Here is a 25,845-nt window from a genome sequence, read left to right as displayed (position 1 = left end):
TAAATAACACAAAAAAGGGCAAGAGATTGAACAGTCGTTACACGAAGAAAAATACATGTTATAATGAATAAACGAAAAACATAAGAATGGAGAATGACATGGCACAAGATAAAGATACACTTGTAGGTCGTATTGACTTTTTAAAAGTGGATAGATTGGAAGGTTCAACATACCATCTACTTGGACCAAGTAGTGAACGAATTAAAATGAATGCTTCAGAAGTTGACGAAGATGATCAATTAGAAGTTGGAGAAGATTATAGTTTCTTCGTATATCCAAGTCGATCTGGAGAACTATTTGCTACTCAAAATATGCCAACAATAACAAAAGATCGTTATGATTGGGTAAAAGTATTAAGAGTAGATAGAGAAGGTGCAGCAGTGGATGTAGGATTGCCTAGGGAAGTATTAATACCTTGGGAAGATCTACCAAAAGTAAAAGAGTTGTGGCCACAAAATGGTGACATGATTTTCTGTACACTTAGAATAGATAGTAATAGTCAGATGTTCGCAAGATTAGCGACTGAAACAATCGTTGATACAATGTTTAAAACTGCTGAAGAATCAACATTACATCAGCATGTTAAAGCTAGACCTTATAGATTATTAAGAGTTGGAACATTCTTATTATCTGAAGAGGGCTATAAAATATTCGTACATGAATCAGAACGTCGACACGAGCCAAGACTTGGTGAAGAAATGGACGTTAGAATTATTGGAGTAAAAGAAAATGGAGAACTTAATGGTTCATTTCTACCATTAGCTCACGAACGATTAGATGAAGACGGTCAAGTTATATTCGATTTACTAGTAGAATATGATGGAGAATTACCATTCTGGGATAAGTCAGATCCAGAAGCTATAAAAGAAGTATTTAATATGAGTAAAGCTAGCTTCAAACGTGCAATCGGTAGATTATATAAACAAAAACTTATCACAATAGAGACAGGTAAAATTACAATCACTCAAAAAGGTTGGTCTCAAGTAAAAAAAGAAGATTAATATAAAATTTAACCCGCCTTCACAAGTGAAGGCGGGTTTTTAGTTTGAAAATATATTATAATTTATTCTATTTCATCAGTTAACTGTTCTAGCTGGTCAATCAAATTACCAATATATGCGATTGTTTCTTTTAATGGTTTATCAGTTGTAACATCTATACCAGCTAATTCAGCGAGTTCAACTGGTGATTTTGAACCTCCTGATTTTAAAACGTTTAACCAATCTTCAACTGCGGTTTGTCCTTCTTTTTCAATGCGCTGACTCATTGCTGTACCAATTGTAAGTCCTGCAGAATATGTATAAGGATATAATCCCATATAATAGTGGGGTTGACGCATCCAAGTTAATTCTGCGCCTTCAGTTATTTCTACTTCATCTCCCCAAAAGTCTGAAATAACTTGTTTTTTAATTCCATTTAAAAGTGGTGCAGTTAAAGCTTCACCTTTATCCACATGTCTATATACTTCTCTTTGGTATTTAGCTTCTAAAAGATGCGTAACCATATTATGATAATAGGTTCTTGAAATGATAGAACTAATTACCCAACGTTTAAATTTAGGATCGTCTGATTTTTTCAATAAGCTATTTGCCATAAGCATTTCATTCATTGTAGATGGTGCTTCTACAAAATACATAGAACAATCAGCTTGATATACATTTTGATGAGCATTTGCTAAATTAAAATGTCCTGCATGTCCTAATTCATGTGCTAATACAAATACTTCAGTCATTTTACTTGTCCATGATATAAAAATAAATGGGTTAACGCCATATGGACTTGCACAATAAGCACCTGTTTGTTTTCCTTTATTTTGAGGAAAATCAATCCACCGTTTATCATAACTATCATTTACCATTTTCATATAATCTTCGCCTAGAACGCTCAACGCTTCTTTAATATATTCTTTAGAACCTTCTATAGAAACATCTGGTTCATAAGTTGGATCTAGCGGTATACGTAAATCTTCAAATTTTAGTTTATCTAAATTATTTGTACGTTTTAGTAATTTGACATATTTTCTCATATGAGGTGCCAATTCTTCAGAAATAATATCAATTTGTCTATCATACATATCTCTCGTAACATCTTGAGGTTCTAATAAGAAATCTATCACTGAATCATAACCACGTAATTCAGATTCTATTTTTTCCTTTTGAACGTGTGCATTGTATGTAGCAGCAGTTGTATTTTCATAACGACGTAAAGCATCACTGAATTGTTTAAAGGCATTTCGTCTTACTTCAGTATTTGAAGCCACTTCGTAATCACCTTCAAATGAAACGTAATCCAATGGAATACTTTCTCCATTCGCTTCAAAAGTACCAAATTCAATATCTAGCATTTTAGTAATTCCATACATTTCATATGGCGCACCAAAAGTAGGCGAGAATGAAGCGAGTGTTTTTTCTACTTCAGGATGTAATGTATGTGCTTTTTGACGTTTCAATAAAGATAAATATTTAGGATATTCAGATTGCTTAATTAAAGCTTTAAATGCTTCTTCATCTAACTGTAAAATTTCTGATTCAACGAAAGATAAAAGACCAGCAATTTTACCATATGTAGTTGAGAATTGAGCTGCTACTTTTTGACTTTTCTCATTTGATGTATCAGTAGAATACAATAATTCTGCATATGTACTTAAATGTATAATACTGATGATAATGTCAGCTTGTTCATTTAAAGCTGATTCTATAGTTGAAATTTCATTTAATTGATTAACATACTTTTCATTAAATGTTGTGACTGTCTTTACTAATTCTTCTAATGAACTATAAAAAGCATCATTATTTTCAAATAAACTTGTAAGATCCCATGTTTCTTGAACAGGAACTTCATTTCTAAGCATTTGTCCCATTTAATTAATCATCCCTTTATATAAAATTTGCAATGTTCTAAAAGTTGCTTATTCTTATTATAGTATTAATCATTTTATAGTACAATTTTCAAACATACATACCATTTGTTTAACTTATTTAACAAAAAGATTATTATTATATTAAAAAACATAATTAATATAATAATAATCGGGTATAATTATAATCAGCGAGATAAAGGAGGCGTTTACCTTGAACATATTCGATTTTCCAAATTATTTATGGATTTCTTTCGTAGTAGTTATAGTTTTTTCATTATTATCTTCATTAATTCTTAAAAAGCACTTTATTAGTGCAATATTGACATTTATAGTATTAGGTATTATTGCTTTCGTATTACCTAATTTTTATGACATTACATATGAACCATTACTAGGATATGCTGCTTTTATGGCTATAATTAGTTTAGTTGTATGCTTATTCACATGGTATTTAATGAGAAAAAATAGAAAAAGAAAAGCTGAGAAACTTAGTCAAAAAGAAGACTTTGAGGATGGACGCAAATTTAACAAATTAAAAAGAAGTGATAAATAAGTTTGGGTCAAAAATGTCCTATAATTTTATAAAATTCATTTCTACCATAAGAGTGTCAGCAAAGTATTAGACTTTGTTGGCATTTTTTTGAGTATGCATTACCCGGAGTGCTTTTAAGGGGTCCAGTATAAGCAGGTTTCAGCGAAATTGCTGATAAGAGTACCAGTATAAGCAATTTCTAGTTATAGTGCTTTTAAAAAGTAGCCATAAAAGCACTTTGGATTACAAAAAAGCAGCCTAATGAGAAATCTCATAAGACTGCCATGGCAAATGCACGTACAAAATCGTAAGTTTCTATAACAAACAAGCTCCATTATTTAAAATAAACAGGTGTTGTAATTGCATATAATGCTTCGTTAATTAATTTTGATTGATCGGCACTTAAATCCGAATTCTTCAATGTACCTTCACGTTCGAAACTACATCTTTCTATTGTCTCGATACTTTTAGCATTTTTAACATCAATATATGCTTCAATTCTAGCAAATTGGTGTGTATCAATTAGATATCGTGTAATATATTGGATTGCTTCAGTCATGTAACCTTTGCCTTGTCCAGAAACTACAGTCCAATATCCAATTTCACAAGATGGTAATCTCAAATCAATATCTTGTAATACTAATGAGCCAACAAAAGTATTCGTTTTTTTATCAAACATAAAATATCTTAAAAACTGTTTGTTATAACTCATATCAGTTGTTTTATCGATAAATTCTGTTGCTTTAGATTTATCAAAGTTATAATTAAAAAATGATACCCATTTTTTTAAAGAATCAGCTGAATTGAGCAATTCATCAGTGATTGTTTTTTTATACGCTAATACTTGTTCTCCTGCCATTAGTATTAAACGTGGTGTTTCTAAAGTTAAATCATATTGAGGTTCTTTGTTCATTTTAAAACTCCTGTCTACCATAATTATCGTATATATACTATAACATGTAATAATCGAACATATTTTCAAAAATTTAAATAATATTAGTTGTTGACTCTTACGTTACGTAAGACTTTATAGTGAATATATGAGGAGGTTAAGTAAATGGAAATGTCAGTTAAAGAATTAGCAAACCTTGTAGGAATAAGTGTGCGCACACTTCACCATTACGATGAAATAAACTTATTAAACCCATCAAAAATTTCAGAAGCAGGTTATAGATTATATTCTGAAGCTAATTTAGATAGACTACAGCAAATTTTATTTTTTAAAGAGCTTGATTTCCCTCTAAAAAAGATCAAACAAATTCTAGATGATCCATCATTCAATAAACAAGAAGCATTGCAATTGCATAAGAAAATGTTAATGGATAAAAGGAATCACATTGATCAGATGATACAGACTATTAATCAAACAACAAAACATTTTAAAGGAGAAATAAATATGACAAATGAAGAGAAATTTAAAGGATTCGACTTCAATAAAAATGAATATGAACAAGAAGCACGTGAAAAGTGGGGCGGAAAGACAGTTGATAAAGCAAACGAAAAATTATCAAATATGCCTAAGCAAGAAAGATTCGAAAAAGAAAACGAAATGAACAATATATTTAGATCATTAGCTTCCGTTAATAATGAAGAGAAATCACCATCATCAGAAGAAGCACAACAACTTATTCAAGATTGGTATGATTTCTTAAACGATAATATCAATTATGAGTATTCATTAGAAGTATTTAAAGGTTTAGGTGAATTATATATAGCTGACGAACGTTTCACTAAAAATATAAACCAATTTGGTGAAGGATTAGCTCAATATATGCATGAAGCAATTAATATATACGTAGAAAATCATCTATAAGAGAAACACAGCAACTTAAAACGTTATTATAACGATTTGAGTTGCTGTGTTTTATATTGTCTAATCATAATTAAAATAGTATATTTCAAGCTGAACAATTAATACCTGTATTAGCAAACCTTAATATTGATCAAATATATATAAGTAAATATCAAAATGGCGAATTAAGTTCAGAAGCTCAAAAAAGAATTTTAGGCGTATATGATTCCATTAATCATTCACATAACAGTTTAATCGTTACACACAGGAATATAATGATATTGCTATTAAATCATTTTAATCGTGAGATTGGATTTGAAGAATGGAAATCATTAAAAGATCCAGATTTAAATAGTATAGATGAACATAAAAACGATAAACATATCAATATGTTAGTAAACGAATAGAAAAGGGTCCCCTAATGACAATATACTTAACTTCCTATAATATATATTATGTAAACTAATTTGGCAATTATCATATTTTGCAAGTCACGCCCAAGTAATTCCAATTAACATTCAACTTTCTAGTCTCGACTTATTTGAATGTTATCTTTTAATTATCACTCTCTTTTTTTGATTTTGATTTTAAAACATTAGCAAATAAGCTTATAGAAATAACACCTAAAATTATACTTAAAATAGCAACAATATATATATTAGGATTTGAAGATTGATTATAGGTTATTAAACTAATTGCTATTAAGACCAAAAAAGAACTAAACAAAGCTAAACTACTTAGTTTCATAATTTGATTCAACCTCCTTATGTAGTAATAATCCTCCGCCTTTGGCAGCAATAGCGCCAACTATTACATCTGATCCCATAGTCCATTCATTATTCAAATTTTTAGTTTGAACTCCTTTGAATTTCAGCATTTAATCATCACTCCTCCTTGTTATAATTTTAGTAGAACGATATTTTTTGTTGATAATATAGATTACTTTAATATTTAATAGTGAATATTATCTACAATTTTATTATACATGTAAATATGTGGTAAAAAAGGAAAAGTTTGCAACATTTTAAAATAGTAAAAAAGTGGTATTAGCATGATAATATTATATTTATTTTATTCACATCATTAACGAGTTATTTTTAATAATTTTTATATTTCACAGTAAACATCCATATAATTACTAATCTTTTGTGTTATCTTAACCAAATAATAAATAAAAAACCTGGAACAAATTTGTCCCAGGCTCATTTTGTTATCTTTTAATTTTTGATCTAACTTTTTGTATTGTGTTGTATAAGAAGTATTTCTTTTTATTAATTGGTTTATAGAAGTCACCAATCAATTCTTCGATTTGCACATTAAATCCACGTTTAAATCGGTATACACCATAGTCTTCACTATTTTCAGTAAAGTCTCCTGATAGTCCATAGAAGTTATATCTATCAAAACCATTTTCGAAACAATAATTAATCATATGCCAATGCATCATATATGGTCCCATAAAATGGTTGTATTTTTCGCTTGATCCACCTGAGAAGTAATTTATTTCATATGCATTCTCAAAGAATACACCTGCAGCTAAATTCAACACTTCTCCATCAGTTTTGATAAGTTCACTTGTTTCTAGTAATTCTTTTTGTGCGTGATCGATTTGTCTATCAGTTTCAGCAATTTTCTTAATTTGCTTTTCTGATTTGTTTTCTTTTGCCATCATTTGATCGCGTTTTGTTTCTAGTTCGTTTAAGTTTTCTTGTGTTGTTTTGATATATTCATTTAAATCCACATATGCTAAAGGTACAAGTGCTTTAGATCCATATGTATCGATAAAGTTTAAGAAATATTCATCTGTTTTTGAAATAAATCCTGCTCTTTCTTCAGTTTCTCTATATAGTTTGAAGAATATATCAAGTTCATCTCTTTCAAGGAAACGTACTTTAACACCATAATTATGTGCTTTATTAACATTACGTTTACGTTGACTATCGAACCCTTTTTTAATTTCTGCTAAAGTTTTATCTTTTAAATTTAATACACCCATCCATCTAACTTGGCTTGATGGGTCATATTTAGTTGTAAAACCATGATGATCATAACCTAAAGATTTAATAAGGTTAATGATTTCATCGTTTGCACCCTCTTCTTTAATTTGTTTAATATCTTTATCATAAATATTATAAATCCAATAAGGGTCTACTTTTACGTATAGACATTGGTGTTGTTTTAAATATTTTTCAAGTGCTTTAAAATAATATTCTACTAAATCTAGATTGCTATAATCCATTACTGGTCCACGATTTGAATAATATACATAGCTACCCATTGTAGGTATTTTAGAGAATAAACTTGCAGCAACTACTTGATTATTTTCATCTTTAACACCTAATAATACAACTTGAAAACCATCATTTTCCCTAGTCTTGATGTTTTCTTTTACTTGGAAATAGTGACTTTCATATTGACTGTCTGATACGAAATCATCATATTCAGTAACCGTTAATTCTGTAAATTTCATATTATCTAAATTCCTCTCTTACTGAAAATCATTATTTTTTTAAAACTTTTTTTATCGTTGTATATGCTTTGTACGCTGGTTTATTAATTGGTTTAACAAAATCTCCAATGTATTCATAAACATCTGCATTATAACCTTTTTTAAATTTAATAACTCCCACATCTGGTGCATCTTCAGAAAAATCACCACTAATACCATAGAAATTGTAACGATTAATATTATTGTCTAATGCGTATTTAATCATTTCCCATTGTATAGCATAACTTCCCGCAAAATGACGGTATTCATTAGATGAACCGCCTGCATAATATACTACTTCAAATGGATTTATAATGAAGAAACCTGCAGCTATCGGTAATGTATCACCGTGTTCTTTTCTTAGTTGTTGTGCTTCTTCAAGTTTAGTTTCATTTGCTTCCCTTTGTTGTTTAAGGTTGTCGATTTTATTAATTGTTTTTTGATTATCTGGCTTTTTCTCTAATTCTTTTTCTGCTTTAGAGATATCTTTATTATATTGTTCATGATCTTTTTCTAGTTGTGGAATATAAGTTTCAAAATCAATATATGCTAAAGGTATTTTAACGTTTTCAAAGTATTTTAACCTATTGTAATAAAAGTCGTCCCCACGGTCGTTAAAATCTTTTTTCTCAGTTGTATCTTCCATAAACTGACGGAAAATAGGCATTTCCTCTTTTGATAAGAAGCGTACTTTAACACCATTTTTTTGAACTTTCTTAGTATTACGCTTTCTTAAACTGTCCATATTCTTAATAAGTGTTTTTTCATCCATGTCTTCTAAATCAAGTACTGAATGCCATCTAATTTGGTGGATTGGGTGGAAACCTGTTGTGAATCCTTGATGTTCATAGCCCAATGATTCGAATTGTTCTATTAAACCATCACGATTAAATGATTTTTTGATATTACCATCATGGTCTCTTAATTGATACGGTAAATAAGGATCGATTCTAAAGAATAAACCTTTATTATTTTTTAAATAAGGAACAATTTCTTTGAAGAAGAAGTCTACAAGTTCTTTATTATCGTAATCCATTACTGGTCCTCTGTTTGAGTAGAAGTAATTAAATTTTTTCATGACTGGAACACTTGTTAATAGACAAGCTGCTTGTACTTCGCCCTCGTCATCTTTAACACCCACTAAATGTGTTGAAGTGCCTTCTGATGTTTTTAATTCATAGTTACCTACCGTTTGTGTGAAATGCGCATATGGCATTTTATTTGTAAAAGCTTCAAATTCACCAGTTGTTAAATTTGTAAATTTCATGTATACAATACTCCCAATCTCTTATTTATGTATTTGTTACAATTATACAATATTTTTTCTTTATTCTAAAACAATACTCATTACTATATCATTATTTCATAAAGAAAAACCTACCAAATGGCAGGTTTTTCCCTTTTATTTCTCATTATTTTAATACATTGACAAATTTTTCTGCTACTTCTTGACTTGAATTTGGATTTTGACCAGTAACAAATTTACCATCTGCAACTGTATGAGAATCAAAGTCAGAGCCTTTAACAAATCTTGCACCTTGCTTCTCTAATTGTGTTTGAAGTAAGAATGGTACATCTTGATCAAGATTCATTGCTTTTTCTTCGCTATCTGTAAATGCTGTTAATTTAACGTCATTAACTAAAAAGTTCCCATCAGGTAGTTTTGCACCTACAAAGGCACTAGGACCGTGGCAAACAGCTCCAATTACTTTATCGTTATTTTTGTAATAAGCTAACATGTTTTCTAAATCTTTATTATTAGGAAAATCGAACACAGTACCATGTCCACCAGGTAAGAATATACCTTCATAATTTTCGAAAACGATATCTTTTATGCTATTTGTTTGTTGTAATTTTTCTAATACATCATGATATTCTTTTGTTTCATTATTTTGTGTTGAATTAGGATCAATTGGTACACTACCACCTTTTACAGATGCAATGTCAACTTCTAATCCATTTTTAATGAATACTTTGTAAGGAATTGCTGCTTCTTCTAGCCATAACCCAGTAGGTTTACCATCTTTAAATTGAGATTCATTCGTAACAACTATGAGTACTTTTTTGCTCATTAGAAACACTCCTTTTCATTTGTTACTGTCGATTATACATGATGTAAGTTTCTTTTTCTTCCAAGAAGGGTTTTGTTTATTTAATCTTTATCTAATGCAGTTCTAATAGATTTTAAATAATCTACTGTTTGTTGTTTAGAATCATTTTCTAAACGTTTAACTATTTCACTGCCAATAACTACACCATCACTAAATGATTTTATTTCTTTTACATGATTTACTGTTTTGATACCGAAGCCGCAAACAACTGGAACGTTGGCATGTTGTTGAATAAATTGAATTTTGTCTTTTAATCCTTCATGGAATCCTCTACCATCGCCAGTTGTTGCATTCATTGTTACTGTATAAATAAATCCTTCTGCATGTTCTGCAATTTTTTTAATTCTTTCATCACTAGATGTCATGGCAATTAAAGAAATTAATTTAATATTTTTATGTTGTAACTTTTCTTTAAACCGTTCGCCTAATTCAAATGGTAAATCCGGAATAATTAATCCAAATACATTTGCTTCAGCTATTCTTTCAATAAATTGTTCAACGCCATATGAATCAATCAAATTGTAGTATGTCATAAATAAATACGGTGTTTGTATATTATTTTTATGTTGAATTAATTGATCAATAATTTTATTTACCGTCATTCCTTGTTTAATAGCTTCTTGACCTGCTTTCATAATTGTAGGTCCATCAGCAACTGGATCAGAAAATGGTAAGCCGATTTCAATATAGTCTGCACCATTTTCATCCATTAATTTAACAGAATCTATAAAATTTTCATTACCCATTATGTAAGGGATAAATAATTTATTCATTCTGATTCCCCTCCTCACCTTGCATATATTTTCTAATTGTTTCCATATCTTTATCTCCTCGACCAGAAACAGTTACAACGATAATTTCATCTTCATTCATAGTTGGTGCTAATTTTTCAACATAACTTAAAGCATGTGCGCTCTCTATTGCAGGTATAATTCCTTCTAATTGTGTGAATTTAATTAATGCGTCCATCGCTTCTTTATCACTTGCATTCGGATATTGTACACGACCAATATTATTATAATAACTATGTTCCGGCCCTACTCCAGGATAATCTAGCCCTGCTGAAATAGAATGAGCAAGTTCAATTTGTCCATTATCATCTTGAATTAAGTACATTCTAGAACCGTGTAATACCCCTGGTTTACCTTTATTAATAGCAAGTGCGTGCTTAGTAGTGTCTACACCTTCACCAGCAGCTTCTACACCATACAATTTAACTGTTTCATCATTAATAAACGGATAAAATGTACCAATAGCATTTGAACCACCACCAATACATGCAACAACTGCATCCGGTAGTCGATTTTCTTTTTCTAAAATTTGCGTTTTAATTTCTTTCCCTATTACACTTTGTAAATCTCTTACAATTGTTGGAAATGGGTGTGGACCAAGTGCGGAACCTAATAAGTAATGTGTATCATCAACATTTGACACCCAATATTGCAGTGCTTTATTTACAGCATCAGAAAGTGTACCTTGACCATCTGTTACAGGAACAACTTTAGCACCTAATAACTCCATTCTAAATACGTTTAATGCTTGTCTTTCAATATCTTCTTCACCCATAAATACAATAAGTTCCATATCAAATAATGCTGCAATTGTTGCACTTGCAACACCATGTTGACCTGCACCTGTTTCAGCAACAAGTTTACGTTTCCCCATTTTTTGAGCAATTAAAGCTTGCCCTAATGCATTATTTATTTTATGAGCTCCAGTATGGTTTAAATCTTCACGTTTTAAATATATTTTAGCGCCACCGAGTTCTTCAGTATAACGTTTAGCATAAGTTAAAGGTGTTTCTCTACCAACATAGTCTTTTAAATAAGCATTCAATGTTTTATGAAATTCTGGGTCATTTTTTAACTTTTGATACGTATCATTTAATTCTTGTACAGCAGGCATTAACGTTTCAGGTACATATTGTCCTCCAAATTCACCAAAGAAACCTAAATCATCTGCTTCTAATTGTATATTGCTATCCATAACTATCATCCCTTTACATAAGTTAGTAATGCTTTTATTTTGTCTGAATCTTTTTTACCATTTGTTTCAATACCACTTGATATATCATAACCAGCGTTATTTAAATTCAATAATTCAATTTGTTTAATTTTTTCTATATTGATACCACCTGCTATTAAATAAGGTGTATCTTTTATTTCATTTAATAAAGACCAGTCATAAGAAATACCCGTTCCTCCATAATTTTGAGATGGCGTATCAATCAACAACAAATCGACATCATTTTGAAATGTTTTAATATTATTATCTAATTCCTCATTGGCTGGTAAAGCTTTATAAATTTTAATTTGGGGATATTTTGCTTTTACAGTTTTAATAAAATCTAGTGACTCTTCACCATGAAATTGGATCGTATTAATAGAAGTATTTACCACTAACTTTTCAATTTCTTGTAATGATAAATTCACTACCACTGCAACTATGTCTATAAACTCCGGTATATCTCTGCTTAGCATTTCAATTTCTTCTACAGTTACGTAACGTTTACTTTTTGGATAAGTAATAAATCCAATAGCATTTACATTATTTTTTACTGCTGTTTCAATAGAACCCTTTTCTTGGAATCCACAACATTTAATAAACATGTTGATCACCTTGCTTTTGTAATCTTAAACTTGGTAGAAATTCATCTAAGTTTGGGTGTTTCATTAAGGATTCTCCAATAAGTGCACCATCAATACCACTATCAATAATACTTTCAACATCTTCTATAGTACGTATACCACTTTCTGAAATGTATTTGACATTAGGTTTAATTGTTGTCAATATTTCATTCGTATGTTTAACATCTGTAACAAATCGTTTTAAGTCTCTATTATTCACACCGATTAATTCAGCATTAATCTCATGTGCTATTTCAAGTTCTGCTTTGTCATGGACTTCGACGAGAACTTCTAAACCTTTACTTGTTGCATAATCAAATAAATTTTTCAGCTCTGCTTTTGATAATATATTAACAATCAATAATACGATAGAAGCACCAGCGTGTTTTGCTAAATCAATTTGAATTTTATCAATTATAAAATCTTTACATAATATTGGTAGTGTTGTTTTTGTAGTTAAACTTTGTAGTCTTTCATAACTACCATCAAAATATTTTTCATCAGTTAAAATAGATATTGCAGATGCACCATATTGTTCATATAGTTTAATTTGAGTTGCCATATCTCGTTTAGGAATGTCTGATACAGTTGGACTTTTTGCTTTTAATTCAGCTATGATATTTAACCGATCATCATTATTTATACGACTTAAAAATGAAGTTTTATGCTGAACATCTACTTTTTCTAATGTTTCTAATTTCTGTTCATAATAGTTGTCATTAAGTAAACCTTTTTTATATTCTACGATTTCATCCAATATTGTCATATACTTTTCCTCCTACAGATTCTAAAATATTCAATGCTAATTTTTCATCTATTATTTCTTCTGCTAACCTTACACCATTCTGTATAGAGTTAACTTTGCCGCCAACATATAATGCAAGTGCTGCATTTAATACAACAACATCTCTTTTCGGACCTTGATCATTACCAGTCAGAATGTTTAATGTAATTTCTTTATTGTCTTCAGGTGTACCACCTTTTAATTCTTCATTGTTTGCTGTTTGAAGCCCATAATCATTCGCATTGACTTTATAATGTACAATGCCTTTTTCTTGTGAAATTTCATAAATAGTATTGTCACCAGAAAGCGTTGCTTCATCCATTCTGCCAGCTCCATGTACGACTATCGCACGTTTACGACCTAACTTATATAATGCTTCAGCTATGATATCAAGCTTAGTATCATCATAAACACCCATTACTTGATAGTCTAATTTATAAGGATGTATCATCGGTCCTAGTAAATTAAATGTAGTTGGAGTTGGTATTGACTTTCTAACTGGTTGAACAATTTTCATAATCGGGTATGTTTCTGTAGCACTTAAAAATGCTAAGTTTGTTTCGTTCACTCTACCAGTTGCTTCACTAATTGGTGTTGTATGAATATTTAAAGCGGATAAAATATCAATACTTCCCGTTTTAGAAGTAATACTTTTATTTCCGTGTTTCAAAACTTTCAACCCAGCTGCTGCAACTACAAATGAAGCGGTAGTTGAAATATTGAAGCTTCCTGAATGATCTCCTCCAGTACCACATACACAAATACTATCTTCTATATATGGTCTTTGTTGATATGTTGTTTCTATTAAACTTTGAGTTAAATTAGAAAGTTCATCAGATGTTTCACCTTTCATACTTAAAGCGACTAAATGTGCAACTTTTAATGAAACGTCTGCCTGTTCATTCATCATAAGTTCTACGAAAGCCTTCATTTCATTTTGTGATAAATTACGATATTGAATAAGTTGTTTGAGCGTATCCATTGTTTGCACCTTCCTTTGTAGTATTTACAAATGCTTTTATAATTTCATTACCATATTCCGAAGCAAAAGACTCTGGGTGATATTGTATACCGAAATGTGGTCTTGTTATATGTTCAAATGATTGAATTGCGTCAATTGTTCGTCCTGTGACTTTTAAACATTTTGGAAATGTCAATTCTTCACTTATTAAAGAGTGATATCTCATAATATTAAAATTTTGATTACATTCTTTATACAGTACTGATTGCTCTAATAAGTTAATTTGATCAACTTTTCCGTGTTTAACTTCTTTACCTACTATTACTTTGCCACCGTAGTATGTAGTAAGTGCTTGTGCACCTAAACATATGCCTAAAATAGGTTTATCACTATAAGCATCGATTACTTTTCTTAATTCATCCGTATCATCAGGATGTCCTGGACCTGGAGATATTACTAAACCATCAATTTTCAAATCTAATGGTGCTTCATCAGGGTGGTGAATAACAACTTCATCAAATTGTTCAATCAAGTCTACTAAGTTATAAGTGAATGAATCATAATTATCGATTACTAGTATCATGGTGTTACCTCCAATAAGCTTTTAGCTTTAATCATTGTTTCTTTTAATTCTTTTTTTGGATCTGAATCATAAACAACACCGCATCCAGCTTCAACATTTACATATTCTTTATCAACAACCATCGTTCTTATCGTCAATGCGAAGTCTAAATCATGATTGCAATTAATGTATCCAACTCCACCAGCATAAATACCACGTTTTTGTTTTCTACTCTCATATATTCTAGTGATTGCTCTTGTTTTTGGTGCACCGGATACAGTTCCTGCAGGTAATAAAGCTGTTATCATTTGAAGCGGCGTTACTTCTGGTTTGATTTTTCCTTCAACAATCGTAACGATGTGCATCACATGTTCAAATCTTTCAATAGTCATCAGCTTCGGCATGAATACTGAACCTGTTTGAGCAATGATATTTAAATCGTTCCTGCCTAAATCAACTAGCATACGATGTTCAGCCAATTCCTTTTCATCTGTTAATAATGCAATTTCATTTTGTTTGTCATCTTCTTCCGTTTGACCTCGCTTATTCGTACCTGCTATTGGATTTGTTGTAATCACTTCGCCTTGTTTTTTTATAAAGCTTTCAGGAGAAGAACCAATAATTGTTCTATCTTCATCATCTACGTAGTACATATAAGGACTTGGATTTTGTCTTTTTAAATTTTTATAAATTTGAAGTTTTAAATTTCCTCTATTGTTATCATCAAAATAATGTTTGTACTTATATATTCTTGAAGGTACTACTTGAAACATATCGCCTTTACTAATTAATGATTTGTAATATTCTACTTCTTTAATAAAATCTTCTTCCGTAATATTTGTTTCTAACTCACCTCTTAATGGGTGTTTCATTTTATTTTGGAAAAGTGAAACATTTTTTAATTCATCTGTCATACGCTCAAGTTCATTATCCATTTCTTCTTCATTTTTATTGCTGAATAAATTTGAAGTAATAATGAACAGTTCTTCTTTAAAATGATCAAAAATATAAACAGATTCAACTAAATTAAATGATACATCTGGAATATCTGACTTCACTTCTAATTGTTGTAATAATTTATTTTGATATCTCACTAAATCGAAACTACAATATCCAATCATTCCTGAAATAAAAGGTAAATGTTTAAGTTCTTCTGGTATTTCTTCATGTTTCATATCGTTTATAAAAGTTTCTAACGAGTCATATGGCGTATCTTTGTAAATTTGTTCTTCATTATTTAATAGCACTTGGAAGTGTGTATCGTATAAATTAACTTTACCAATTGCATCAAAGGCTACAATTGAAAATCGACCTTTCATTTGATCTGTACTAGCACTTTCAAGAATCATTTTCTTGTTTTTTATTTGCCCTAACGTTTCTGGGGTAATATCAGCATTTAATTTTTTAAATTTTATATTCATTATTATCCTCCTTAATTAAAAAAACCGCGCATAAACATCCTAAATTAACAGGACGCTTATGCGCGGTACCACCTTGATTAATAAGTTTATAACTTATTCACTCATTAGTTATTTAATTTTCTCTACATGACCCCCATTTCAAATTTAAAGTGTGTTAGTTCTCATCAACCACTAACTTTCTATTTGCTACATACTTTAAATTTTACTCATGATCACTGAAATTTATATACAAAAAGACACCACAGTATACGCAATCTGTAAGGACGCGTTACCGTGGTGCCACCTTAGTTAACATTTAAAAATTATGTTCACTTTAAAAATCATTCAATTTAAAATTTGAAAGCCCAATTCTCTCATTGTGGATAGTGCTAATTTACATCAAACATTAGCTTTCTTTTTGCTACTATCATCACGAGATACTTATCTTTCAAATCCCGAATAACTTCTTCGGATTAATTAAATATCACTATACGAGATTATATTTTAAAAGTCAACCTATAAAATTTAATTAACTGTTAATATTGGATAAACAATAAGCTCTTAAAAGCTTTTCACTTTCTAAAATTGAATCTTCATGTGTACGTTCTAATGCATGTGATGATTCGATACCTGCACCAAATAAACCGTGTCTAATATCTGCGCCAGCGCTTAATGCTGCAGAAGCATCTGAAGCATAATAAGGATAAATATCTAATTTATAGTTAATATCATTTTCTTTACATAATTCAACAAAATGATTTCTTAGACCAACATGATATGGTCCAGAACCATCTTTTACACAAATTGAAACAGTATATTCATCGGATGCCTGTCCATCACCAAGTGCTCCCATATCAAAAGCAATGAATTCAACGACCTTTTCAGAAATATTAGAATTTGCACCATATCCAATTTCCTCATTATTAGAAATATAGAATTTAGTAGTATGAGGCAATTCAACATTTTCTTCTTTAAGATATTTTAAAAATTGTAAAATCATAGCAACACTGGCTTTATCATCTAAGTGACGAGATTTTACAAACCCTGATTCAGTATGTATAAACCTCGGATCAAAACTAACTGCATCTCCAATTTCTATTCCTAACGCTCTAGTATCTTCAGCATTAAATGTTTTCTCGTCTATTCTCACTTCCATATGCTCAGCATCTCTAGGAATTTTTGAAGTATTTTTATAAACATGAACACTTGTTTCATGTAAACAAATTGTCCCAGTAATTTCTTTACCACTTTGAGTAGTTATTGTACAATATTCCCCTTCAATCGCATTCCAACTAAATCCCCCAATTAGATCTAGTTGTAATCTACCATCTTCTTTAATATCTTTAACGATTGCACCAAGTGTATCTACATGTGCAGTAATAAGTCGTTGTTGATCGGCATTTTTACCCGGAACTTCAATAAATAGTCCACCTTTATGTGTTACACTCGTATCATAATTTAATGATTCGGCAATTTTTTTACAATATTCAATTGCAGGATCAGCAAATCCAGATGGACTATTAATTTGAACAAGCTCTTTTATAGTTTCCACTGTTTCATTTACATTAATTGTCATTGTACCACTCCTTTTGCATTTATTTTCATTCTATACTTTTAAAAAAATAAAGCAATAACACTTGATTTCATACACTAACTTACTTTAAACTATTAAAGTATTGGAGGGATTTTATGCAACGCATATTTATAGTAGGACTAGGCTTAATCGGGGGAAGTTTAATTCAAAACATTAAATTTCATCACCCTAATATACATATAACCGGTTACGATTATTTTGAAAAATATTCAGATATCGCATTATCAATGAAAATAATCGATGAAATAGCAACCGATTTTGATTCAAGTGCAAGTGAAGCAGATTTAATCATTCTAGCTACTCCGGTACAACAATCAATTGAATACGGTAAAAGATTATTAGAAATTAATACGAAACCTGGTTTAATTGTTACGGATACAGGCAGCACTAAATTAGGATTAAGTTCATTAGAATCAAAATTACTAAAGAAAGATATCCATTTAATTGGCGGTCATCCAATGGCTGGTAGTCATAAATCTGGGGTAATTAATTCTAAAAAACATTTATTCGAAAATGCCTATTATGTGTTAATTTATGATGAAGACGAAAACGAAGCTGCTTATAGTGAAGTGAAAAATTTATTTGAACCCACTAAAGCAAAATTTATAAAAATGTCGGCAAAAGAACACGATTATGTAACCGGTGTAGTCAGTCATTTCCCTCATGTAATAGCTTCAAGTTTAATTCATATGAACGAAGAAAATACACAAGTTTCTGAATATGTAAAAACATTAGCAGCAGGTGGTTTTCGTGATATCACACGTATAGCAAGTAGTAATGCTGATATGTGGCGAGACATCACTTTAGAAAATAAAAAGCATCTCGTAACTTTAATGGAAAATTGGATAGAACAAATGGAACAAACAAAAGAATTGATTCAAGAAGGTAATCCAGCATTAATTCACGACTTTTATCAATCAGCGAAAACATATAGAGACCAATTACCAATAAAAGAACAAGGTGCACTAACATCCACATTTGATTTGTATGTAGATATCCCCGATAAACCAGGTATGATCAGCGAAGTCACAAGAATATTAGGACAAAGTCATATCTCAATAACAAATATTAGAATACTAGAAGTGCGCGAGGATATAATGGGTGCTTTAAGATTAAGTTTTAAATCAAGTAATGATAGAGACCGAGCAATTGAAGCATTGAATACCTTTGACACTTACACATTGTAAAAGTTCTATATAAAAATGAAAAGTGAATTTAGATACTCTTGCTTACACTTCTCTCGACTTGTGTGAACATGGATAGCCTTGCTTACACTTCTCTCGACTTGTGTGAATATGGATAGCCATAGTTACACTTCTCTCGACTTGTGTGAATATGGTTGCCCTTGTTTACACTTCTTTCAACTTGTGTGAATATGGATAGCCTTGTTTACACTTCTTTCAACTTGTGTGAACATGGATAGCTTTGCTTACACTTCTTTCGACTTGTGTGAATATAGATATGCTTGCTTACACTTCTCTCGACTTGTGTGAATATAGATACTCTTGCTTACACTTCTCTCGACTTGTGTGAATATAGATAGCCTTGCTTACACTTCTCTCGACTTGTGTGAATTTAGATAGCCTTGCTTACACTTCTTCCGACTTGTGTGAATTTAGGTGACCTTAGTTACAATTCTTATAAAAAAAAGACCTGATCCTATATAGGACCAGGTCTTTTTTTATAAAGTTTCTGATACTTTTTTAGTGAAGTACATTGTATTAACTAGATATAAAATAATTAATAATGATACGCTGAAAAATTGATTATTATTAGAACTTATTGAAAATATTGATGCTAGTGCAATAAATCCTATGATCAATTGTTGATTTAAAGTGTATGTTTTTTGTAAAGCTAGTAAAGTGATATATTGCTCACCACTATCCATCATATCTACCATTTTTTCATTTAATTTTTTATCTCCTGCTTTTGGATAATGACGTTCTGGGTATAATTTTCTTAAATTCGATAAATGCATATAAGATAATGGTGCAGTTAAAATTAACGATAATACTGCTATAATTAACGATAAAATGCTTGGATCTTCTGATAAATTTAAAACAAGATTTAGTATTATTAATCCAAGTGTAGTTATTAATCCTAATAGTACTGGTGGAAAAATTAATGTTTTTTCTAATTGTACTTCTATATCATCCTCATTGTCTGAATCTGTTTCTAACTTTCTATAGTTTTTCGCTTTTTTATAAACATTCATTAATATAACTACTAAAATAATGATAAATATTGCTAAAATAATAGTTATAATATCTGTTTGTGTTTTTGTTAATTGTATTTCTAAAAACTGATGATTAGCCCCAAATAAGGTTGTTAATAAACCTCCCACTAAACCACCTATAAGCATATATAAAATAAGGTTACCTATTAACATAATTTTATTCTTTTTCATAATTCATCCTCCTCGAATATGAAAACATCTTCAACATTTTCTTTGAGTATTCTAGCTATTCTTACCGCAGTCAATACTGATGGCATGAAGTTATTACGTTCTATTAATGAAACTGTTTGTCTCGATATACCTGCTCTTTTTGCCAACTCAGTTTGATTAAATCCTTCTCTAGCTCTCAACTCTTTCACCCTGTTCTTCATTTGACCACCACCTACGATTACTAATATACACTATTATTGTCATTATGACAAATATAGTAGTCATTTTTATAACTATCATTGTCAACGATAGATGTATAGGTATACAATTTTATGATTGTTTATTAATCTCTTATTTACTAATTATAAATTATATGTAATGATTTAAATTATTACATCATTCAGAAAACTTTTAAGGGAGGTTGTATATTATGGATAGTTTTGGCTTTTGGTCAATTATTCCACCCATTATCGCCATCATAATGGTCTTATTAACACGAAGCGTAATTGTCTCTCTGTTCTTAGGCCTTTTTTCTGGGATATTATTATTAACAAGTTTCAATCCTATTTCTTCTTTGAAAAAGTTGTTAGGTGACTATTTATTCGTTACGGTTGCTGATGAGTATAATGCAGGCATACTGATATTATTAGTATTTATAGGTGGGTTTGTTGCATTGCTTGAAAATTCAGGTGGTGCTAAAGCATTTGCGAATCACTTTATTTCTGGAACAAAAAGTAGAATTAAAATCCAATTAGCAGCGTGGTTTAGTGGTATTATCATTTTCTTCTCTGAAATGGGAACGCCACTTATAGTTGGCCCAATATATGAAAGTTTATTTGATAAAGCTAAAATATCTCGTGAAAAATTAGCATGGATTATTGATTCAACAGCTTCTCCTGTATCTGTGATGATTCCATTTATAGGCTGGGGTGTTTATATAATGGGATTAATCGATACAGAATTTAAGCGTTTAAGTATAGATATGACTTCATGGGATGCTTTTATCACTTCTATACCTTATTTCATTTATCCTGTACTAGCTGTATTAATTGTCCCTTTAATCATTTTATTAAAATTAGATTTTGGTCCAATGAAAAAAGCCGAAGATCGAATTATGAATACAGGTGAAATTTATTGGGAAAATGCCAAACCTTTAAGAGAAAGTGTTGATACAGATAAAGATGTTGAAAACAAAAGCAAACCAATACTTATTTGGTTACCCATTCTTATATTAATCATCTCTTTATTTTCTTTATTAGCGCCAAAAGGTTTTCCATTCCAAAGTGTTGAAGGTAAAGATTTTAGAATAGCGTTAAGTTTATCTTATTTCTTTTCTGCTATTTCAATCATTATTATGATGTTAATATATAAAGTGAAAACAATTAATCAATCATTAAATATATACACATCAGGTATGAAAAACATGACTGATATTTTAATCATACTAGTATTGGCATGGTCGCTTGGAAGTGTCCTAGATAAATTAGGAACAGCTAACTATATCGTGCAAATTATAGATGGTACAATCCCTCCTGCAATTGTACCTGCGCTCATCTTCCTTGTCGGTGCATGTATGTCATTTGCAAATGGTACTTCATGGGGAACATTTGCAATAATGCTACCATTAGCTATACCACTTGGTTATCACTTAGATTTGCCGTTAACAGTATGTATTGGAGCAGTAATTTCTGGAGGCATATTTGGTGACCATAGTTCTCCTATATCAGATACAACTATTCTTTCTTCTACTGGAGCCGGAGCTGATCATAAAGATCACAACAAAACACAAGTTCCAATTGCACTATTTAATGGTGTAGTTACAGCTATCGCATTACTTATTACAAGTATAGTTGGCTTCAAGTTCACACTTATAGTAGCAATAGTGTTTATGATAATTGGTGTTCTTATAATAAATAGAATTCAAAAGTATAAATACAGAACTTAAAAAAAGCAGTATGGTTACGAAATCAACCATACTGCTTTTTCTTATTTATTATTAATTTTTATCGTTCTAAATATTTGTTCAGTTTGTTGTTCTATTAAACAACTACTATTCTGCATAGCTTCTTCTAAATTCATTGGACCATTAGTAATACTAAATGCAGCTGTTAGACCTTGATTATATAGCTCAGATAAATTCCCTTCAACACTTCCACCAAGAGCTATAATTGGTATACCATATTCATGTGCCATTAGACACATACCAGATATCACTTTTCCACCAGCTGTCTGTCCATCTATTTTGCCTTCACCCGTTATAATCAAATCAAAGTTCTCTTGTTTTAACATTTCATTTAATTCTACAAAGTCTATAACAAGTTCAATTCCTCTTTTTAAATTTGCATTTAAAAACGCAAGCATACTGCCAGCTGTACCACCTGCTGCACCTGCCCCTTCAATCTGATGAATAGAAAGATGTTTTTGTTGCTCAATTATATTCGCAAATTGCTCTATAGCGTTATCAAGAATTTTAACAACCTCAACTGATGCACCTTTTTGAGGTCCGAATATGTAACTAGCACCATTTGTTCCTATAAGTGGATTCGTAACATCACATGCAATTTCAAAATTTGCTTCATTAATTAATGTCATGACGTTAGAATCATCAATCGTGACAATATCTTTGATATATTTCCCACCAAGATTTATATCAAGTCCATTTTTATCCAAAAATTTGAATCCCAATGCTTGTAACAAACCAACACCAGCATCATTTGTAGCACTACCACCTAAACATATAATGAAATGTTTAATATTTCGTTCTAGAGCATCTTTAATAAGCATTCCAGTACCATACGTTGTTGTATTTAACGGATTAAGCTCTTCAGCATTAAGAAGATCTATACCAGAACTCGTTGCGAGTTCAATAATTGCGGTCTTACCATCACCAGAAATACCGTATTTAGATTCCATTTGTCTACCTAAAGGATCAACACTATTTGCTGTCACCACAGTACCATTAGTAGCCTGAACCAAATTTATCATCGTACCCTCGCCACCATCAGCCATTGGTAGAATAACAGTTTCAGATTTAGAATCTACTTTTAATATTCCATTTTGCATAGCATGAGCAACAGTTAAAGCATCTGAACTCCCTTTAAAAGAATCTGGTGCAATCAACACTTTCACATATATCGCCACCTTTATAATAGGTTATCTCAGTTTATTCTATCATTTTTTAATTCTCTAAAATATATAAACATAGAGGCTGAGACAAATAATTGTCCCAGCCTCTATACTTATATATTATTCTTGATGTGTATAACTTAAATCCCAACCTATACCAAATTTATCTATAACTTTAGCATATGTTTGTCCCCAAAAAGTTTTACCTAGTTCCATTTGAACCTGGCCACCTTCTTTAAATATATTATACACTTCATTTATCTTATCTTCTGTTTCAAATTCTATAACAATGTATACGTTATGGTTTTGACTCAATGACTCATCATCATTCGGTATATCTGAAAACATAAATAAATGACCATTCACTTCTAATTGTGCATGAATAATTCTATTAGAATCTTGTGCCGCATCCACACCTGCGTCACCATACGTTTGTGATTCTCTTACACTTCCATCTAGCGCTTCACTATAAAATGCCAATGCTTCTTCGCAAGTTCCGTTAAAGTAAAGATAAGGTGTAACTTGTTTAATCACCATGCACCACTCCCCATATTTGAATGTCAGTCAAAATAAGTATATAAATGTGATTAAAGTTTGTCAAATGTTAATAATATTTACATTATATACACAAAGGGAAAATATAACTACTTTCGTTTATAGGTTGAATTAGATTATTTGATCGTTAATTAAGTTTCTGTCCCAATTTATTTCATTAATTAATAATTCAAGTTCTTCTTTTCTTAATCTTTCAAATTTTTCTATAAACATATTAAGTTCACGAGCTCTTTCAGGTACAAAATTATTAAGTGAGATATTTAATTCATTATATTTTTCTTCTTTATCACATAGTTGTTCAGAAAAACTCCATATAACTCTAAATATATCCATAGCTATATTTGTGCCATCTTTTAAAGTATATTCTTTTGAGATTCCATCACTTTGATCACTTTTCAAAGAAAATGAAATAGTCTTTACTAATAATTTTCTTGATCTTAATTGTTTGGTTAAACTTTCCACTGTTTCAAGTATGATACTTTTCATTTCAAAATATTGATAGTTCTGCGAAAGTTTTAAATTATATTTTATTTTTGGTTTAATTATATTGTGAATGTCTTGAACCTTGTTTAAGTCTATACCATTACTGTTAAGATGCAAATCCTGACTTATTTCTCCATATGATTTCTCTAATTTTTTTAAAGGATAGTGTGCTAAATCTCCAACTGTGTATATTCCTATTTCATTTAAGTCTTTCTCAACCCGTTGATTAATTCCCCACATTTTATTTAATGGATGTATTGGCCACAACTTTGAAGGTATGTCTTCATAATTCCATTCAGCAATTAACTGTTTATTATTTTTTGCTTCTATATCTAATGCAGATTTACTCAGAAACATATTTGGACCTATTCCAATTGAATATTTCATATGCATTTGTTGTTCTATTTCTCTCTTCAACATACTTGCAAAGTCATATGGTGTTGAACAATAATATTTAAATACTTTAGTTATGTCAATAAATATTTCTTCAACATTGTAATGTTGAATATCTTCAAATTCTACATATTTAAGTAAAATTTTATATATAGCAATTGATTGGTCGATATAGTGATTCATATTGGGATTAATAATGTAAATATCATTTCTTTGAGGAATTTCAAATAACCTAGAACCCGTATCTATACCTAACTTTTTCAATGGTTCAGTAGCAGATAAAATAATCGCACCTTTCCTTTTAGTATCTGAAATAACTGCCAATTTATTCTCATCAGGATTTATACCTTTACTTATACATGACACGTTCGCAAAAAAGCTATTCTGATCTATGCATAAAATATGTCTCTTCTCACATAAACGGTAATCATACATAAAATCACCTTCCATCGTCGTATTAAATATATTTTCATTATATACGAACATACGTTCTGTTTCAAGGTATATATTTTAAAGAGTAACAGTAAAAGCAGTTATCAGTTAAAGTGCTTATAAGGATAGCCATAAAAGTTCATTTGATTACAAAATAGGAGGTTGAGACAATTAATTTGTCTCAACCTCCTATTTAAGTACTATACCTATTTCACGTTCTATCTAACTATTTCTAGTCTTTCTTCATCGTCAGCGCCAACTGATTGTTCTATATGGACGTGTGTCTTTAAAAAGATTTCTTCAGGCTCACCTTTAAATTCAATTTGCTCTAATTTGAACTCAAATTCATATTCTTGATGATCTTTCTTTTTAATTAAAAAGGATTTATTTACTTTGTGCTTATGCAATTCATAATCAAATTCTGAAAAATCACTGTCCTCATTCTGATTATTAACACGTTCAATTAACGACAACATAATGTATTCAACTTTTAAATCACATGTTCCACCTTTAAATATTACTTTTCCTTTAATAGGTTCTTCTTCATTAAAAGTTGTTTTTTCTAGTCGTGTATCGATTGTTAGATTACCGATACCTATAGAGGTAAGTAATTTTTCAAACATAATTCAAATCCCCCTTAAACTTCATTAAGGCTAGTTTAACCCGATTAAACTAAAATTTAAAGAGATTATATGAATATTTTTTTATTTCCAAATAAAAAAATAAAACATAAGTAACATACCTATGTTTTATTTCTTA

Annotated in this window: 27 protein-coding genes; 6 read left to right on the top strand and 21 right to left on the bottom strand. The window is 30.3% G+C overall.

Translation table 11 applies throughout. The features are described 5' to 3' along the window. Positions 1 to 98 precede the first annotated feature (98 nt). Complete coding sequence (locus LQ608_RS04005; RefSeq protein ID WP_078358125.1) at positions 99 to 1,001, top strand: CvfB family protein; 903 nt, start codon at positions 99 to 101, stop codon at positions 999 to 1,001. 62 nt (positions 1,002 to 1,063) lie between these two features. Here LQ608_RS04005 and pepF read toward each other — a convergent pair whose 3' ends face one another. Then, positions 1,064 to 2,860 (bottom strand): oligoendopeptidase F, encoded by a 1,797-nt coding sequence (gene pepF, locus LQ608_RS04000; RefSeq protein ID WP_239749892.1) that lies wholly within the window; start codon positions 2,858 to 2,860, stop codon positions 1,064 to 1,066. 211 nt (positions 2,861 to 3,071) lie between these two features. Here pepF and LQ608_RS03995 point away from each other — a divergent pair, with 211 nt between their 5' ends. After that, on the top strand, positions 3,072 to 3,413 hold the full coding sequence (locus LQ608_RS03995; protein ID WP_239749887.1) for a hypothetical protein: 342 nt from the start codon (positions 3,072 to 3,074) through the stop codon (positions 3,411 to 3,413). Between the two features lie 313 nt (positions 3,414 to 3,726). Here LQ608_RS03995 and LQ608_RS03990 read toward each other — a convergent pair whose 3' ends face one another. After that, entirely contained in the window at positions 3,727 to 4,305 is a 579-nt protein-coding gene (locus LQ608_RS03990; RefSeq protein WP_239749886.1) for a GNAT family N-acetyltransferase, read from the bottom strand. A gap of 144 nt (positions 4,306 to 4,449) precedes the next feature. Between LQ608_RS03990 and LQ608_RS03985 the strand changes: the two genes are divergently transcribed. Then, complete coding sequence (locus LQ608_RS03985; RefSeq protein ID WP_239749885.1) at positions 4,450 to 5,205, top strand: MerR family transcriptional regulator; 756 nt, start codon at positions 4,450 to 4,452, stop codon at positions 5,203 to 5,205. A 260-nt stretch (positions 5,206 to 5,465) separates the two neighbouring features. Next, positions 5,466 to 5,591, top strand: coding sequence for a hypothetical protein (locus LQ608_RS12475; RefSeq protein ID WP_275583016.1), 126 nt, complete (start codon positions 5,466 to 5,468; stop codon positions 5,589 to 5,591). Between the two features lie 148 nt (positions 5,592 to 5,739). Here the strand turns inward: LQ608_RS12475 and LQ608_RS03980 are convergent, their stop codons facing one another. The 13 genes from LQ608_RS03980 to LQ608_RS03920 form a co-directional block, all read right to left on the bottom strand. Then, positions 5,740 to 5,931 (bottom strand): hypothetical protein, encoded by a 192-nt coding sequence (locus LQ608_RS03980; protein WP_078356368.1) that lies wholly within the window; start codon positions 5,929 to 5,931, stop codon positions 5,740 to 5,742. Further along, entirely contained in the window at positions 5,918 to 6,061 is a 144-nt protein-coding gene (locus LQ608_RS03975) for a hypothetical protein (protein WP_239749884.1), read from the bottom strand. Before LQ608_RS03975 ends, LQ608_RS03980 begins: the two co-directional genes overlap by 14 nt. A 333-nt stretch (positions 6,062 to 6,394) precedes the next feature. Continuing rightward, complete coding sequence (locus tag LQ608_RS03970; protein WP_239749882.1) at positions 6,395 to 7,654, bottom strand: aminoacyltransferase; 1,260 nt, start codon at positions 7,652 to 7,654, stop codon at positions 6,395 to 6,397. Positions 7,655 to 7,685: 31 nt separating this feature from the next. Beyond that, entirely contained in the window at positions 7,686 to 8,939 is a 1,254-nt protein-coding gene (locus LQ608_RS03965) for an aminoacyltransferase (RefSeq protein ID WP_239749880.1), read from the bottom strand. 145 nt (positions 8,940 to 9,084) lie between these two features. Then, positions 9,085 to 9,744 (bottom strand): type 1 glutamine amidotransferase domain-containing protein, encoded by a 660-nt coding sequence (locus LQ608_RS03960; protein ID WP_239749879.1) that lies wholly within the window; start codon positions 9,742 to 9,744, stop codon positions 9,085 to 9,087. Between the two features lie 80 nt (positions 9,745 to 9,824). Then, on the bottom strand, positions 9,825 to 10,556 hold the full coding sequence (gene trpA / locus LQ608_RS03955) for a tryptophan synthase subunit alpha (RefSeq protein WP_239749877.1): 732 nt from the start codon (positions 10,554 to 10,556) through the stop codon (positions 9,825 to 9,827). Then, positions 10,549 to 11,769: a tryptophan synthase subunit beta gene (gene trpB / locus LQ608_RS03950; RefSeq protein WP_239749874.1), complete on the bottom strand. Its 1,221-nt coding sequence runs from the start codon at positions 11,767 to 11,769 to the stop codon at positions 10,549 to 10,551. Before trpB ends, trpA begins: the two co-directional genes overlap by 8 nt. Positions 11,770 to 11,774: 5 nt before the next feature. Then, the gene (locus LQ608_RS03945) at positions 11,775 to 12,392 is read right to left on the bottom strand and encodes a phosphoribosylanthranilate isomerase (protein WP_239749873.1); all 618 of its coding nucleotides are present in this window, start codon (positions 12,390 to 12,392) and stop codon (positions 11,775 to 11,777) included. Then, positions 12,382 to 13,176, bottom strand: coding sequence for an indole-3-glycerol phosphate synthase TrpC (trpC, locus tag LQ608_RS03940; RefSeq protein WP_239749871.1), 795 nt, complete (start codon positions 13,174 to 13,176; stop codon positions 12,382 to 12,384). Before trpC ends, LQ608_RS03945 begins: the two co-directional genes overlap by 11 nt. Next, the gene (gene trpD, locus LQ608_RS03935) at positions 13,160 to 14,176 is read right to left on the bottom strand and encodes an anthranilate phosphoribosyltransferase (protein ID WP_239749865.1); all 1,017 of its coding nucleotides are present in this window, start codon (positions 14,174 to 14,176) and stop codon (positions 13,160 to 13,162) included. Before trpD ends, trpC begins: the two co-directional genes overlap by 17 nt. Beyond that, positions 14,142 to 14,738 carry an anthranilate synthase component II gene (locus LQ608_RS03930; RefSeq protein ID WP_239749863.1) on the bottom strand — a complete coding sequence of 199 codons (597 nt, stop codon included), beginning with the start codon at positions 14,736 to 14,738 and terminating at the stop codon, positions 14,142 to 14,144. The genes trpD and LQ608_RS03930 overlap by 35 nt, the downstream gene beginning before the upstream one ends. Further along, entirely contained in the window at positions 14,735 to 16,138 is a 1,404-nt protein-coding gene (locus LQ608_RS03925) for an anthranilate synthase component I (protein ID WP_239749849.1), read from the bottom strand. Before LQ608_RS03925 ends, LQ608_RS03930 begins: the two co-directional genes overlap by 4 nt. A 508-nt stretch (positions 16,139 to 16,646) precedes the next feature. Then, positions 16,647 to 17,693, bottom strand: coding sequence for a M42 family metallopeptidase (locus LQ608_RS03920; protein ID WP_239749847.1), 1,047 nt, complete (start codon positions 17,691 to 17,693; stop codon positions 16,647 to 16,649). Between the two features lie 113 nt (positions 17,694 to 17,806). On the opposite strand from LQ608_RS03920, the gene LQ608_RS03915 reads away from it, so the two are divergent. Continuing rightward, entirely contained in the window at positions 17,807 to 18,898 is a 1,092-nt protein-coding gene (locus LQ608_RS03915) for a prephenate dehydrogenase (RefSeq protein WP_239749845.1), read from the top strand. A 494-nt stretch (positions 18,899 to 19,392) separates the two neighbouring features. On the opposite strand, the gene LQ608_RS03910 is transcribed toward LQ608_RS03915, so the two are convergent. Together LQ608_RS03910 and LQ608_RS03905 are read right to left on the bottom strand one after the other, a co-directional pair. Next, the gene (locus LQ608_RS03910) at positions 19,393 to 20,118 is read right to left on the bottom strand and encodes a DUF443 family protein (RefSeq protein ID WP_239749843.1); all 726 of its coding nucleotides are present in this window, start codon (positions 20,116 to 20,118) and stop codon (positions 19,393 to 19,395) included. Then, on the bottom strand, positions 20,115 to 20,318 hold the full coding sequence (locus LQ608_RS03905; protein ID WP_078356354.1) for a helix-turn-helix transcriptional regulator: 204 nt from the start codon (positions 20,316 to 20,318) through the stop codon (positions 20,115 to 20,117). Before LQ608_RS03905 ends, LQ608_RS03910 begins: the two co-directional genes overlap by 4 nt. Positions 20,319 to 20,527: 209 nt before the next feature. Here LQ608_RS03905 and LQ608_RS03900 point away from each other — a divergent pair, with 209 nt between their 5' ends. Next, positions 20,528 to 22,042 (top strand): Na+/H+ antiporter NhaC family protein, encoded by a 1,515-nt coding sequence (locus LQ608_RS03900; protein WP_239749837.1) that lies wholly within the window; start codon positions 20,528 to 20,530, stop codon positions 22,040 to 22,042. A gap of 41 nt (positions 22,043 to 22,083) precedes the next feature. Here LQ608_RS03900 and LQ608_RS03895 read toward each other — a convergent pair whose 3' ends face one another. From LQ608_RS03895 to LQ608_RS03880, 4 genes are all read right to left on the bottom strand, one after another. Further along, positions 22,084 to 23,226, bottom strand: coding sequence for a glycerate kinase (locus LQ608_RS03895; RefSeq protein WP_239749836.1), 1,143 nt, complete (start codon positions 23,224 to 23,226; stop codon positions 22,084 to 22,086). A gap of 117 nt (positions 23,227 to 23,343) precedes the next feature. Then, positions 23,344 to 23,760, bottom strand: coding sequence for a VOC family protein (locus tag LQ608_RS03890; protein ID WP_239749833.1), 417 nt, complete (start codon positions 23,758 to 23,760; stop codon positions 23,344 to 23,346). Between the two features lie 129 nt (positions 23,761 to 23,889). After that, on the bottom strand, positions 23,890 to 25,089 hold the full coding sequence (locus LQ608_RS03885; RefSeq protein WP_239749831.1) for a Y-family DNA polymerase: 1,200 nt from the start codon (positions 25,087 to 25,089) through the stop codon (positions 23,890 to 23,892). A gap of 215 nt (positions 25,090 to 25,304) precedes the next feature. Continuing rightward, positions 25,305 to 25,709, bottom strand: coding sequence for a sporulation protein (locus LQ608_RS03880; protein WP_078356350.1), 405 nt, complete (start codon positions 25,707 to 25,709; stop codon positions 25,305 to 25,307). Between the last annotated feature and the right edge of the window lie 136 nt (positions 25,710 to 25,845).

Origin of the sequence: Mammaliicoccus sp. H-M34, from assembly GCF_022386495.1 — a bacterium.
Classification (GTDB): Bacteria; Bacillota; Bacilli; order Staphylococcales; family Staphylococcaceae; genus Mammaliicoccus; species Mammaliicoccus fleurettii.
This window is presented reverse-complemented; position numbering and strand designations above follow the sequence as displayed.

Excerpts from the sequence above, each read along its gene's own strand:
- LQ608_RS03910 (WP_239749843.1), bottom strand. The coding sequence starts at position 20,118 with ATGAAAAAGAATAAAATTATGTTAATAGGTAACCTTATTTTATATATG.
- LQ608_RS03930 (WP_239749863.1), bottom strand. The coding sequence starts at position 14,738 with ATGATACTAGTAATCGATAATTATGATTCATTCACTTATAACTTAGTA.
- LQ608_RS03925 (WP_239749849.1), bottom strand. The coding sequence starts at position 16,138 with ATGAATATAAAATTTAAAAAATTAAATGCTGATATTACCCCAGAAACG.
- LQ608_RS03885 (WP_239749831.1), bottom strand. The coding sequence starts at position 25,089 with ATGTATGATTACCGTTTATGTGAGAAGAGACATATTTTATGCATAGAT.
- LQ608_RS03985 (WP_239749885.1), top strand. The coding sequence starts at position 4,450 with ATGGAAATGTCAGTTAAAGAATTAGCAAACCTTGTAGGAATAAGTGTG.
- trpD (WP_239749865.1), bottom strand. The coding sequence starts at position 14,176 with ATGGATACGCTCAAACAACTTATTCAATATCGTAATTTATCACAAAAT.
- trpA (WP_239749877.1), bottom strand. The coding sequence starts at position 10,556 with ATGAATAAATTATTTATCCCTTACATAATGGGTAATGAAAATTTTATA.
- LQ608_RS03990 (WP_239749886.1), bottom strand. The coding sequence starts at position 4,305 with ATGAACAAAGAACCTCAATATGATTTAACTTTAGAAACACCACGTTTA.
- trpB (WP_239749874.1), bottom strand. The coding sequence starts at position 11,769 with ATGGATAGCAATATACAATTAGAAGCAGATGATTTAGGTTTCTTTGGT.
- pepF (WP_239749892.1), bottom strand. The coding sequence starts at position 2,860 with ATGGGACAAATGCTTAGAAATGAAGTTCCTGTTCAAGAAACATGGGAT.
- LQ608_RS03915 (WP_239749845.1), top strand. The coding sequence starts at position 17,807 with ATGCAACGCATATTTATAGTAGGACTAGGCTTAATCGGGGGAAGTTTA.
- LQ608_RS03975 (WP_239749884.1), bottom strand. The coding sequence starts at position 6,061 with ATGCTGAAATTCAAAGGAGTTCAAACTAAAAATTTGAATAATGAATGG.
- LQ608_RS04005 (WP_078358125.1), top strand. The coding sequence starts at position 99 with ATGGCACAAGATAAAGATACACTTGTAGGTCGTATTGACTTTTTAAAA.
- LQ608_RS03900 (WP_239749837.1), top strand. The coding sequence starts at position 20,528 with ATGGATAGTTTTGGCTTTTGGTCAATTATTCCACCCATTATCGCCATC.
- LQ608_RS03880 (WP_078356350.1), bottom strand. The coding sequence starts at position 25,709 with ATGTTTGAAAAATTACTTACCTCTATAGGTATCGGTAATCTAACAATC.
- LQ608_RS03970 (WP_239749882.1), bottom strand. The coding sequence starts at position 7,654 with ATGAAATTTACAGAATTAACGGTTACTGAATATGATGATTTCGTATCA.
- LQ608_RS03980 (WP_078356368.1), bottom strand. The coding sequence starts at position 5,931 with ATGAAACTAAGTAGTTTAGCTTTGTTTAGTTCTTTTTTGGTCTTAATA.
- LQ608_RS03945 (WP_239749873.1), bottom strand. The coding sequence starts at position 12,392 with ATGTTTATTAAATGTTGTGGATTCCAAGAAAAGGGTTCTATTGAAACA.
- trpC (WP_239749871.1), bottom strand. The coding sequence starts at position 13,176 with ATGACAATATTGGATGAAATCGTAGAATATAAAAAAGGTTTACTTAAT.
- LQ608_RS03905 (WP_078356354.1), bottom strand. The coding sequence starts at position 20,318 with ATGAAGAACAGGGTGAAAGAGTTGAGAGCTAGAGAAGGATTTAATCAA.
- LQ608_RS03890 (WP_239749833.1), bottom strand. The coding sequence starts at position 23,760 with ATGGTGATTAAACAAGTTACACCTTATCTTTACTTTAACGGAACTTGC.
- LQ608_RS03965 (WP_239749880.1), bottom strand. The coding sequence starts at position 8,939 with ATGAAATTTACAAATTTAACAACTGGTGAATTTGAAGCTTTTACAAAT.
- LQ608_RS03920 (WP_239749847.1), bottom strand. The coding sequence starts at position 17,693 with ATGACAATTAATGTAAATGAAACAGTGGAAACTATAAAAGAGCTTGTT.
- LQ608_RS03960 (WP_239749879.1), bottom strand. The coding sequence starts at position 9,744 with ATGAGCAAAAAAGTACTCATAGTTGTTACGAATGAATCTCAATTTAAA.